The sequence below is a fragment of the Acinetobacter sp. YH12086 genome, assembly GCF_013419345.1.
GTDB lineage: Bacteria > Pseudomonadota > Gammaproteobacteria > Pseudomonadales > Moraxellaceae > Acinetobacter > Acinetobacter amyesii.
Genome location: NZ_VPAF01000005.1, coordinates 102,316 through 114,974 on the forward strand (window position 1 = coordinate 102,316; position 12,659 = coordinate 114,974).

Annotated in this window: 12 protein-coding genes; 9 read left to right on the forward strand and 3 right to left on the reverse strand. The window is 42.0% G+C overall.

The features are described 5' to 3' along the window. Positions 1 to 6: 6 nt before the first annotated feature. Positions 7 to 639 (reverse strand): OmpA family protein, encoded by a 633-nt coding sequence (locus FTU29_RS07815; RefSeq protein ID WP_078193108.1) that lies wholly within the window; start codon positions 637 to 639, stop codon positions 7 to 9. 247 nt (positions 640 to 886) lie between these two features. On the opposite strand from FTU29_RS07815, the gene FTU29_RS07820 reads away from it, so the two are divergent. From FTU29_RS07820 to FTU29_RS07845, 6 genes are all read left to right on the forward strand, one after another. Beyond that, positions 887 to 1,810 (forward strand): acyltransferase, encoded by a 924-nt coding sequence (locus tag FTU29_RS07820; protein WP_180121225.1) that lies wholly within the window; start codon positions 887 to 889, stop codon positions 1,808 to 1,810. 15 nt (positions 1,811 to 1,825) lie between these two features. Then, a complete protein-coding gene (locus FTU29_RS07825) occupies positions 1,826 to 2,890 on the forward strand; it encodes a preprotein translocase subunit SecA (RefSeq protein WP_373423587.1) in 1,065 nt (354 codons plus the stop codon). Positions 2,891 to 3,015: 125 nt separating this feature from the next. Beyond that, positions 3,016 to 3,735: a septum site-determining protein MinC gene (gene minC / locus FTU29_RS07830; protein ID WP_180121227.1), complete on the forward strand. Its 720-nt coding sequence runs from the start codon at positions 3,016 to 3,018 to the stop codon at positions 3,733 to 3,735. Between the two features lie 65 nt (positions 3,736 to 3,800). Next, complete coding sequence (gene minD / locus FTU29_RS07835; protein WP_067670152.1) at positions 3,801 to 4,613, forward strand: septum site-determining protein MinD; 813 nt, start codon at positions 3,801 to 3,803, stop codon at positions 4,611 to 4,613. A gap of 2 nt (positions 4,614 to 4,615) precedes the next feature. After that, entirely contained in the window at positions 4,616 to 4,888 is a 273-nt protein-coding gene (gene minE, locus FTU29_RS07840; protein ID WP_078190039.1) for a cell division topological specificity factor MinE, read from the forward strand. A gap of 285 nt (positions 4,889 to 5,173) precedes the next feature. Continuing rightward, on the forward strand, positions 5,174 to 5,461 hold the full coding sequence (locus FTU29_RS07845) for a PA4642 family protein (protein ID WP_067766167.1): 288 nt from the start codon (positions 5,174 to 5,176) through the stop codon (positions 5,459 to 5,461). An 82-nt stretch (positions 5,462 to 5,543) separates the two neighbouring features. Here the strand turns inward: FTU29_RS07845 and FTU29_RS07850 are convergent, their stop codons facing one another. Next, positions 5,544 to 6,446, reverse strand: a complete 903-nt coding sequence (locus tag FTU29_RS07850; RefSeq protein WP_180121229.1) for an AEC family transporter — start codon at positions 6,444 to 6,446, stop codon at positions 5,544 to 5,546. Between the two features lie 104 nt (positions 6,447 to 6,550). Here FTU29_RS07850 and FTU29_RS07855 point away from each other — a divergent pair, with 104 nt between their 5' ends. Then, the gene (locus tag FTU29_RS07855) at positions 6,551 to 7,447 is read left to right on the forward strand and encodes a LysR family transcriptional regulator (RefSeq protein ID WP_180121333.1); all 897 of its coding nucleotides are present in this window, start codon (positions 6,551 to 6,553) and stop codon (positions 7,445 to 7,447) included. Positions 7,448 to 7,488: 41 nt separating this feature from the next. Here the strand turns inward: FTU29_RS07855 and FTU29_RS07860 are convergent, their stop codons facing one another. Further along, on the reverse strand, positions 7,489 to 10,602 hold the full coding sequence (locus tag FTU29_RS07860) for a DNA translocase FtsK (RefSeq protein WP_180121236.1): 3,114 nt from the start codon (positions 10,600 to 10,602) through the stop codon (positions 7,489 to 7,491). Positions 10,603 to 10,855: 253 nt separating this feature from the next. Between FTU29_RS07860 and trxB the strand changes: the two genes are divergently transcribed. Together trxB and aat are read left to right on the forward strand one after the other, a co-directional pair. Beyond that, complete coding sequence (trxB, locus tag FTU29_RS07865) at positions 10,856 to 11,809, forward strand: thioredoxin-disulfide reductase (RefSeq protein WP_111885274.1); 954 nt, start codon at positions 10,856 to 10,858, stop codon at positions 11,807 to 11,809. Between the two features lie 110 nt (positions 11,810 to 11,919). Next, complete coding sequence (gene aat, locus FTU29_RS07870; RefSeq protein ID WP_180089343.1) at positions 11,920 to 12,651, forward strand: leucyl/phenylalanyl-tRNA--protein transferase; 732 nt, start codon at positions 11,920 to 11,922, stop codon at positions 12,649 to 12,651. Positions 12,652 to 12,659 lie beyond the last annotated feature (8 nt).

The window sequence follows — 12,659 nt, forward strand, 5'->3', positions numbered from 1 at the left end:
TAAAACTTATTTAGTTTCGTAAACTGAGATTTCTACGCGACGGTTTTGTTCACGACCTGCAGCAGTTGAGTTATCCGCAACTGGAGAAGTTGAACCATAACCACGTGCAGTAATACGAGTTGAAGAAATACCTTGAGACGCTAGGTAGTTTTTCACTGAGTTTGCACGGTTTTGAGAAAGTGGGTTGTTGATCGCATCAGTACCAGTGTTATCTGTGTGACCGTGTACAACGATTGCAAGTTTGTTTGCAGTACCGTCTTCACGCAATACTTTAGCAACATCATTCAATGCAGATTGGAACTGAGATTGAATAGTTGAAGAGTTAGTTGCGAAAGTTACTGATGGCATAACAAGGTTGATCGAACCATCTGGATTACGACCTACGTCAACACCAGTACCAGCCAATTCTTGTTTAAGACGTTTTTCTTTCTTATCAAGAAGAAGACCTGCACCACCACCAACTACAGCACCAATTGCAGCTGCTTGACCCATTTTGTCTTTATCAGCATTAGAATAAGCAATACCAGCGCCTAAAAGAGCACCTAGACCAGTACCGATTGCTGCTTTGTCATATTCCATGTTTTGACAACCAGTAAGTGCCATTGCCCCAACTACTGCCGAAATTACTAGTGCACGCATTGCATGCCTCCTTCTTTGTGTTTTGTTGTATGGTTGAAATGATGAAGTAAAACAAATGGCTGAACCATTGATTTTTTGTTAATAATAAAACGTTTAGTTACAATTTGTAATATGAATACGAGATTTATTTGTTAATTCCATCACAATTTCTTCACAGTTCTGCAGATGCCCTTTTTTATTTAATCAACTCGAACTATATTTATTAGAATCAATCATTATTTGGACAATTTCCGCTAGGACTTTTTATATGTCATCTCAAACAAATAAGCAACCGACACTAAAAAAAATTAGCAAAGGACTTACCGTCGGTTCAGTTATGACAGGCAGTACTTTTTTCCATGGTCCTCCTGTACTAGCCCTTGGTCTAACCAAACTCTTTAAAAAATCAAAAAAGGTTGATGAAACCAACATAAAAATTACCAACAGTTGGCTCACGGTCAATAACTGGTTAATTGATCACGTTTTACCCAACACAAAATGGGATATCACCATCGATGAAGGCCTCGACTTAAATTTGCAGGGTCGCTATCTCATGACCTGTAACCATCAGAGTTGGGTCGATACAACAGTTAACCAATATTTTGGTTTAACCCGTATGCCACTGACGCGTTTCTTTACCAAATGGGAACTCATTTTCATTCCATTTGTTGGACAAGCTTTTAAAATTTTAGGCTTTCCAATGATGAAACGACACAGCAAAGAACAAATCGCGAAAAATCCTGAACTTAAATATCGAGATATGGAAGAAGCGCGTAAATCTTGTGAACAGTTATTGAGCCAGCCTTTTACCCTGCTGAACTATTTGGAAGGCACTCGCTTTACCCCTGAAAAACATGTGCAGCAGCAATCACCGTATCAAAACCTTCTTAAGCCGAAAGCGGGTGGTTTAGCACTGGCACTCAATATTTTAGGGGATCAAGTTGATGCTCTCGTAGATATGACCATCGTCTATCCAAATGGTGCACCAGGTTATGGCGAATTTTGGCTCGGTGAAGTTCCACGTATCGCCGTGGATTTACGTAAAATTGAAATTCCAACGTGGGTGCATGGCGGCAACTATGAAGATGATGCAGAATTCCGTGAAAAATTTCAGCATTGGGTAGATGAGCTGTGGACGGAGAAAGACCAACTCATTACTCGTATGAAAGCTAAATACTCAGTTACTGAATAATTAAGAAGAAGTTTTATGTCGCAGAACAGCATGCCGCAAAACAAGAAATCTAAATATCATCATGTCAATCCAAACAGTTGGTCATTCAAACTGTTTTTAATTTATGACATATTCATGGTGTTTATTATTGTTTTTAACTTGTTCTGCCTGTGCATGAACTTTTTCCTCATGAGCAATCTTGGCAGTTGGTTCTTTAACAGTATCCACCTGCCCGATGTGCTGAGTTTTTACCGTGAACATTTGCATCCATGGGTGATTACCACCGAAGCGTGGTTTATTATCTTTTTGATTGTAGAATTGTTGGTGCGCTGGGCGATTGCTATTATCAACAAGCACCATCAGCGCTGGTTCTTCTTCCCGTTTATACATTGGTACGAAATTTTAGCCATTGTGCCGCATTTACGTTTCCTGCGTTTATTTCGCGCGGGCGTGATTGCCTATCGACTGTATGAAATGGGTTATCAGATCGTGCCATCGGCATGGCAGAAAAAGGCATTGTTCTACTATCGAGTCGTGATGGAAGAACTGTCAGATCGCGTGGTACTTACCGTGTTAGATGGTGTTAAGCATGAGCTCAATACCAGTACAACCCATAAAGACCTAATTAGTAATCTTGTGCAGCATCACCGTGAGATGTTCACCCAAGTTTTAGCTGAGATTTTGCAAGAAAATTTAAGCAAAGAACTCCGTACTGAACGTGAATTGATCGCCAAAAATGTCGGACAAATCGTCAGTCAGGCCATCGAAGACACTCCAGAACTCACGCAGCTATTGCGCTTAGTGCCAATCGTTGGCAGCCGCATTGAACAGCAGATTCAAAGTATCGGGCAACGTTTGGGTGAAAATATTACCCAAGGTTTAATTTCCCCGTTGGCTTATCCCAATACATCGACGGCTCAAAAACCCAATCTATATTTAGACATTTCACAGCGTGTTAGCCGTATTGAAATCGAAAATAATGCCCAGCTGGATGAGTTGGTTCGCTCTGCGGTTTTTGAAAGTCTAGAGGCTATTCGTAAGCAAGTGAAAGTAAAACAGTGGCAGCAGATTATGCAGGAACAGGACCAAGCTACAGAATAAACACTTAGTCAAAAATAATTGCGAACTCCGCTAGAGTATTCATGCAAATTGTTCTAGGATTTGCTCTATTTACAACATAACTACTTCGGCACAAAAGTAATAGTTAGAAGTCTCAAGGATTCAATATGGCTGATATACGGATAAAAGGCAAAATGGTCAATGCGATTCGCATTCACCTCGATACCAATGATCATGATGCGATCCGCCAGCAACTTACTCCAATGTTCCAAAAGGCTTTTCCACCCGGAACATTAGCCGTGATTGAAAGTACGGTTGATCAAGAACTAATTGCACTGATTCAACTACTTATTAGTATTGAAATTCAACCGATTGGTGTCACTGAAGGTCCGCTATCAGACCAAGCACGTGCTATCCAATTTCCCGTAGTTCCTGCGGATCGCAAACTACAACAAGTTAAACCGACACGCGAACAAGTGGTTGAAGAACCCGCGCCTGCAGAAGAAAAAACCGAAGATAAAATTGCTGCAGTCGAAGTACCGACCATTCGTCATGCTACGTCGTATCACAATGAAATCTTGCGTACAGGTCAATGTTTAGTCCAAGACCATGGCGATATCATTATTAATGCTGGTATTAATAGCGGTTCAGAAGTAATTGCTTCAGGAAATATACATATTTATGGTAGTGCTCGTGGTAGAGTCATTGCCGGAGCTGGTGGGAACACGGCTGCACGTATTTTCTGCCATTCATTAGAAGCTGAATTGGTTTCAATTGCAGGGACTTACTGTGTCGCTGATGACATTCCACCTCATGTGGTCAAACAGCCAGTACATATTTATTTGAATGACCATCAAGAGCTAGTATTTGAAGCTTTGCAATTTTAATGTATAAATAATCACCAAACCCCTAATTAAAAAAGGGGATTTAAACCATAACAGGAGTGGATTCGGTGGCGAAAATTGTTGTCGTAACATCAGGTAAAGGTGGCGTAGGTAAAACAACTACAAGCGCATCTTTTGCAACAGGTTTAGCCCTTCGCGGCCACAAAACTGTTGTGATCGACTTTGATGTGGGTTTACGTAACCTTGACTTGATCATGGGCTGTGAACGCCGCGTTGTATATGACTTTGTAAACGTATTGAATAACGAAGCTCGATTACAACAAGCGCTTATTCGCGATAAAGATATTGAAAATCTCTACATTTTGCCAGCATCTCAAACACGTGATAAAGACGCGTTAACAGATGAAGGTGTAGCTCGTGTAATGGACGAACTTTCTCAAGAGTTTGATTACATTATTTGTGACTCACCTGCGGGTATCGAACGTGGTGCAATTTTAGCAATGTATCATGCTGATGAAGCGATCATTGTGACGAACCCAGAAATTTCTTCGGTACGTGACTCTGACCGTATTATTGGTATGCTCGACAGCAAAACCAAAAAAGTAGAACAAAACGAAGGTCGTATCCGTAAGCATCTCTGTATTACACGTTTCAATCCAGAACGTGCGGATAAACAAGAGATGTTGACGATTGATGACATTTCAAAAGATATTTTACGCGTACCGACTTTAGGTGTTATTCCTGAATGTAAAAGCGTTTTACAAGCATCGAACGAAGGTAAACCAGTGATTCTGTTTACAGAAGAAGCGGCTGGCCAAGCGTATGATGACCTTGTTGCACGTTTCCTTGGTGAAGAGCGCCCTTACCGTCATATTACGGTAAAACCTAAGGGTTGGTTAGCACGTCTATTTGGAGCGTAATCATGGCTGGATTCTGGAGCAAACTTTTTAGCAGCGACGAGAAACCGTCAAGCGCACAAACGGCAAAAGACCGTTTAAAAGTCATCGTGGCATCTGAAAATGGTTTAGGTAAACGCCTCAGCCAAGATAAGATTGACATGATGAAAAAAGAAATCATGCAAGTGGTAAACCGCTATGTTCGTGGTGTAGATGAGCAACATATTCAAATGTCTGTTCGTTCTGAAGCGAATATTGAAATGCTTGAAATGAATATCAATTTGCCTGAAGAACGTTAATCTGAATTCTGATTAGCCAAGTAAATTGAATCAAGGCAAAATGTGAGGCTGGATCAGTAAAGCGCTGCTTTACCCAGCCGCAAGACGAGAAGCTTTGCTTCGAGTGGGCTGGATTAGTTTTATTCCTGTGTTAGATCAAAAGCTTTGCTTCAAGTAAACGGGATAAAAAATAACTTTTGATCCAACCATAAAATGAGTCGCTTAACTTAGAGGTGGCGAATAAAACTATTTTACTTGCGTACTCATTTTTGCCTTTTTGTATTTTAAACCAGCAAGGAGATTGCGATGGCATTATCTCAGCCAGCAACGTTCAACGAAGAATGGTCAGATGAGCGTGTATTTGCCTACCTTACTCAGCTTCCTCCTGAAGGAGTGAATGGCGACTTTCACGTGCTTTACCATGCTTTCAAACATATGCGTCCAAATGACTATGAGCGTCTTTTGACTCAATTCGTTGCCGATGGCCGTGATGTGAACGCAACTAATCCTGAAGGTCAGCGTATTCATGACGTGATTGCTCAATATCCACGTCAAAGCGCAGGTTTCCTCGAAGTATTGGCAAAATTTGCTTAATTTCGAGTACCGAAAAAAAAGCCCGCATCATGCGGGCTTTTTTTATCTTATTTAATATCGGCGTAATTGAATATAATCATGATCAATGCACGATCAACATGAGCAATGGAAACATCAAACCAAAACCAATGGTTTGTACACTAATAATCGCCGCCATCAGTTGTGAATCGCCCTGATAATAGCGTGTCAAAATATAAGACGATGATGCAGTCGGCAAAGCAAAAAAGACCACTAAAATCATTCGCTCAAAATCAGTCAGCCCCATCCAAGTACTTAATAGATAAGCAATACATGGCATTAACATGAGACGCCCTATCGTATTTAAACTTAAACGACGTAGATCGGCACGCATTTGCTGAAACTGTAATGCTGCCCCAACAGAAAGTAGTCCGAGCGGTAAACTCATGGCTGCCAATATTTTTAATAATTCAGGTAAGCCATGAAACAGACTCAAGCCTGATAAATTAAACAATACCCCTGCCACACAGCCTAAAATTAAGGGATTTTTTGCGATGGACTGACAGGTCTGCCTCAATTGCTTCACACTTAAATTTGAGAAGGCCAATACTGAAATAATATTGACTAAGGGCACTGCAACGGCAATTAACATGGCAAACATCTGCATGCCTGTCGAGCCAAATAAAGCGCCCATAAGGGATAAACCAATATAGGTATTAAAACGGATATGACTTTGGATATACACGCCAAAACGCTGCACGGGGATATGCATAAACTGCTTGATCCCCCACAACACGATGCTGATCAAACAGGTGCCCGCAACCAGTACTGTCAACATTCGTGAAACAGTGTTCATATCCAATTGCACGGCTGATACATTCAAAAATAGCAGCACAGGAAATAAAACGTAGTAATTGAGTTTTTCTGAATTTGCCCAAAATTCATCCTGAACAAACTGTGTGTATTTAAGCACATAGCCCATCGCGATTAATGCAACGAGGGGAAACAATGCGACGACGATATTCATGCTGTACGCCTTGAAATAAAGTAGCTATTTCATCTTTAACCATTTATGTAGCACAATATAATCCTCATCTAGACTCATAACAAAATGAGTAATTACTCATGGCAATGACATTTTCTCAGCTTGAAATTTTTATTAAAGTCGCAGAACAACAAAGCTTTACTCTCGCTGCTCGACAGCTGGGAATTACTCAGTCAGCTGTCTCTCATGCCTTAAAGTGTTTAGAGGAACATTGGAATGTCAGCTTATTTAGTCGTGAACAAGGCGAAATTAGCCTGACCCACATTGGTCAGCAGTTATTGCTGCATGCCAAAGAAATCATCAATACGGCACAGATCATGCAACAAGAAGTGCATGCCGCACATGGTATTCAACAAGGAACGCTGAGAATTGGCTCTTTTGGTTCTTCTAGTTCGATTCATCTGCTTCCAGAGCTATTAAAGGCATATAGAGAGCGCTATCCACACATTGAAATCTATGTCGAAGAAGGTACTGATGCAGAAGTGTCTCGTTGGATTTCTGAACGTCAGATTGATGTTGGTTTTGCCGTACTCCCCAAGCCGCAGCTGTTCACCTTCCCCTTAATTCAAGACATTTTCATTGCCTTGATTCCAGATAGTTATTCAGTTTCCAAACACAGTCATTTAAATATCCAAGACCTGCAAAATTACCCCTTTATTATGACCCGTGCGGGCAGCCAGTCCCATGTCGAAAAACTGCTTAAACAACACCACATACAACCTAAAATCACCTATCAAATGTCGCAACTGTTAACCATTTTAAATATGGTGAATTTACAGGAAGGGATTGCTATCGTTGCAGATATGGCGATGCCTGCTGAGCTGTTGGCATTGCATCCACATGTGGTCAAACGTCCACTCTTTCCAAATACCCAACGGCAAATTGGACTCGCCGTAAAAAATCAAAAACTCATGAGCCCTGCCTGCAAAGCCTTTATCGAACTGGCCCAGTGCATGTTCTACCAAGATGAGTTCTCAATCTAAAAATAAAAAAACCTGCCGAAGCAAGTTTTTTGTTTTAGAACTTAGACCAAGATATCTCGTTTACCATTTGGCCCCATACTACTTACGATACCATTTTCTTCCATTTGGTCGATGATACGTGCAGCACGGTTATAACCGAGGCTAAATTTACGTTGCAGCGAAGAAGTAGAAGCTTTACGAGTTTCCAAAACGAAACTAACACATTGATCATACAGCGCATCACGGTCTGATCCACCATCACCATCTTCAAAACCGCGAGATGTCGGCTCTTCATCATAAGGCGTTAGGATTTCATCGACATAATTCGGTTCACCGCGCTCACGCCATGCATCACAAATACGGTTCACTTCATCGTCTGAAATAAACGCGCCATGTACTCGTTCAGGCTCAATTTTACCCGGTCCGAGGAACAACATATCACCATGACCCAGTAAGTCTTCCGCACCACCAGCATCTAAGATAGTACGTGAATCCAGTTTACTGTTAACACGTAGTGCAGCACGCGTTGGAATATTGGCTTTGATCAAACCTGTGACCACATCTACGGTTGGACGCTGCGTCGCCAACAGCAAATGAATCCCTGCTGCACGTGATTTTTGTGCAAGACGGGTAATCATTTCTTCAGCTTTTTTACCCACTTGCATGATCATGTCAGCAAATTCGTCGGCAACAATTACGATCAACGGCATCGGCTGTAAACGTGGCGCACGACTTTGGGTTGCAGAGTCATCTGGCTTCCAAGTTGGATCAATGAGATCTTCACCATTAGCCATTGCTTCTTCAATTTTGCGGTTAAAGTCAGTCAGCTTACGCACTTTCATCAAAGACATCAGCTTATAACGGCGCTCCATTTCATTCACACACCAGTTCAATGCACTCACCGCATCTTTCATGTCGGTTACAACAGGCGTTAACAAATGTGGAATATCGTTATAGTTGGCAAGTTCCAACTGTTTCGGGTCAATCATGATGAGACGCAGTTGCTCAGGTGTGTATTTCAACAACATCGACAACAACATGGCATTGACTGCGACTGACTTACCAGAACCCGTAGTACCTGCCACCAACATATGCGGCGCTTTCGCCAAATCAGCCAAGACAGGATTACCGGAAATGTCTTTACCCATCGCCATACTAAGTAAGGCATTTGGATCACGGTATGCCGGCGTTTCTAACAGCTCAATAAGTCGAACCATTTCACGTGAACTATTCGGGACTTCAATCCCGATATATGGTTTACCTGGAATCACTTCCACCACACGTACAGAGGCCATAGACATTGAACGCGCCAAGTCTCGTGAAATATTGGTCACTTTTGACGCTTTTACACCGGGTGCCAAGTCTAGTTCAAAACGTGTCACGACAGGGCCCGGCTGTGCCTCTACAACTTTAGCTTTGACATTAAACTCTTGCAGCTTAATTTCTAACAGTTCAGACAAACGAGACAATTGCTCTGCAGTGAAATTAACTTTCTTATTCGGATCTACAGGATCTAATATTTCCAATCCCGGCAAAGTCGGTAAATCCAAACGTTTTTGTGCCACTTGCATTGCACGTGACATGGGACGACCAGAGGCATCGGTTAAAGGAGCATCAAAGTCAAAATCATCTTCGAGATCTAAATCGATGTCTTCAGGTTTACCTGCCGTTTCTTGCCACACTTCACGGAATGCATCTTTATTCGAGCTGATTAAGGCTTTTTCATCATCAGATACAAAAGTCTGCGGCTGTGTATTGATTTCAGCACGAACCAAAGGCGTAGATTGCGCATAACTACTGGTTGTACGAACTGGCTGTACCTGTTCTATCGCTCGCTCTGCTTCTTCAACCAGCAAATCATCGAGATCATTAAATTCAGTTTCAACACTGATATTTTTCGGTGTGGTGAGCGTTGTCGTTTGTGCAGCAGCTACGCCTAAACCTGCAACGGTTGCAGCAGCACCTGTAGCAAATTCATTTGAATGCGTTGCAGGACTTTCACTTTGTGCTGTATTAAATGGGCTATGCACATCAGTCGCTGTTTTACCATTTGGAACGGCGGCTAACAGCTCATCGAAGATCTCATCATCATCCCAATCCACAGATTTTTTAGCTGCCGGCGCCGCTTCTGTCGGAGAAGTCAAATGCACATCTGCTGCTTTGTTGAAATATTCAGTTTGATTGGCAGGCTGCTCTTCTTCTGCAGCTTTTAGTAAAGCATCAATATCTTGTTTGTGCCGTTGGTCATCATTTGAATGCAAGGCACGCCAAACCTCTCCCGTCGCAACAACACGTTGTTGATCTTGCTCAAGCTGACGCACTTTCGCCAAAGTATGTTCAAAATCTTCATCGGATGGTGTAGCAGTCTCCGGCGAATTTACCGTAGATAAATGCTGTGCATTGCCTTCTTTGTCTGCACATTCTTTATCAGCAATATCATCAAATAAACGCTCAGCAACACGATCGCGTACTACAGGGTCAACCTCTACAGCATGATGCTCATGGGCGGGTGTAACTGGTGCAACCACTTTTGATACATTAGTAGCCACACTGGCTTTTTTAGCGGATGGTACTGTACGGTCAAAAGCAGTATCCCCTTCAGGGATATTGCGATAGAACAAATCTTGGAGATAAGCCGGTGTGGACTTCATAGTTGCCCATGTCTTATTCCACTTGATGCCAAAGGCCAAAGTGAACAACATGATCCAAAATGCGATGAGAAATATAGCTGCACCATAGACCGTTAATATTTGTTCAAGACTTTGACCCAGTTCATAGCCAATGATCCCGCCCGATGCATTTTCTAAGGTATCTTCAGGGACGTTCCAAAATAGGAAAAGTAAACTTGAAGTTGCCAGTAAAATAAAGAACTGAGCGGCATAGCGAAATGGACGGTTTAGAAAACTACGCGGCCACCATACTTGAATTGCTTCGAGAAATAAATAGACAGGTATCAGCAGACTTGCCCAACCTAAAAATCCATAGAGTAAGTCAGCGATCCATGCGCCTGCGACGCCGCTGGCATTTGAAACTTGCTGAGTATCACTGGATAAGTGCATCCATCCCGGATCAAATGGCGTATATGTGACTGTTGCAAGGAACAGATATATCCCAAATGAAACAAGGAATAATGTCATTATTAAGCGCTGTGCATATGCACCCGACACCGCTGTCATATACGTTCCTGTAACCAATTCTTCATGAATGTTTTTGTCATTACCCACAACAAAAATGGGCTGAATCTAAACCTGTTATTATGCACCTGTTCAATAAAAAAGATGCAAGATAATTTAAGTATAGTTGTTAACTTTATTGTATATAGCTCAAAACGATTTCGATGATCAATAATATCGACTTTAATCTCACACAATCGTTTCAAACTTTGACGTATAATTCCACAAATTATCATATAAAAAAAGGATTCTACGGATGAGCGCTCGTCACTCACGTCTAATTATTTTAGGTTCTGGTCCTGCAGGTTATAGCGCTGCGGTATACGCTGCCCGTGCGAACCTGAAACCGACACTCATCGCAGGTATTCAATTAGGCGGTCAATTGACTACAACGACAGAAGTAGACAACTGGCCAGGTGGTGCAGAAGGTTTAACAGGCCCTGCCCTAATGGAACAAATGCAAGCTCATGCTGAACGTTTTGGTACAGAAATTGTGTATGACCATATCAACGAAGTGGACCTCAATGTTCGTCCGTTCGTGCTTAAAGGCGATATGGAAGAGTTTACTTGTGATGCATTGATTATTTGTACAGGTGCAACTGCACAATATTTAGGTCTTGAATCAGAAGCTGCTTTCATGGGTCAAGGCGTGAGTGCATGTGCAACATGTGACGGGTTCTTCTACAAAAACCAAAAAGTTATGGTTGTCGGCGGCGGTAATACTGCTGTGGAAGAAGCGCTTTATCTTTCAAACATTGCTTCTCATGTCACTCTTGTACACCGTCGCGACACTTTACGATCAGAGAAAATTCTGCAAGATCATCTTTTTGCAAAAGAAAAAGAAGGTAAAATCAGCATCATCTGGAATCACCAAGTGGATGAAGTGATTGGTGATACGACGGGTGTGACTTCTGTACGTATTAAATCTACGCAAGATGATTCAACTCAAAATGTTGATGTCACTGGTATGTTTGTGGCTATTGGTCACAAACCAAACAGCGGTATTTTTGAAGGCCAATTAAACTTACGTGACGGCTACATCCAAGTTCAAAGTGGTACTGCGGGTAATGCAACACAAACGTCGATTCCGGGTGTATTTGCTGCGGGCGATATTGCCGATAGTATCTACCGTCAAGCGATTACTTCTGCAGGTTCAGGCTGTATGGCTGCACTCGATGCTGAAAAATACCTTGATGCACTCGGCGAATAATCTTTTGCTTAAGTCATTTGCTTAGCTAAATAGTTTTAAAAATTAGCCGACCAGATGGTCGGCTTTTTTATGTATGATAAAAATCCGTATACCTCAATAAGATGCTTGGCATGCCGATACTCCCTCCTTCTGAATTTACTTTCCCCGATCCAGTTGAATGCGATCCCGAAGGTGAAGGCTTAATTTGCATCGGTGCTGACCTCTCCCCTTCCACACTGTTTGAAGCCTATAGTCACGGTCTTTTCCCATGGTTCAGTGAAGGTGATCCGATTTGTTGGTGGTGTCCTGAACCCCGCTGCATTATTCGACCGCAGGACTATCATCCGAGCAAATCGTTATTACGCAGCATGAAAAAAATGGACTATAAGATCACCATTAATCATGCGTTTGAAACTGTAATTCGCTCATGTTCACTGCCGCGTAGTTATGCCAATGAAACATGGATTTCAGAAGATATTATTCAGGGATATTCTGCGCTATTTGACGCAGGCTATGCTTATAGCATTGAAGTTTGGGAAAACGAGATCGTTGTCGGTGGCCTCTATGGTGTCAATATTGGCCATGGCTGCTTTGGCGAGTCTATGTTTAGTACACGAACAGATGTCTCTAAAATGGCGTTTTACACCTTAATGCTCATCGGGCAAGAGAATCAGTTGCCATGGATTGATTGCCAATTGGTCAACGATCACCTCTTAAGCTTAGGTGCGAGTACACTTTCTCGCCAACAATACCTTAATTCGTTACAAGATGTTGTTAAACAACCCTCTATCGATTGGAAAAAGTATCAGGACAGTGTATTTTCAAGTAAAACAATAGCGCAATGGGCGAGTCTCAGCGCATGACAATAAAA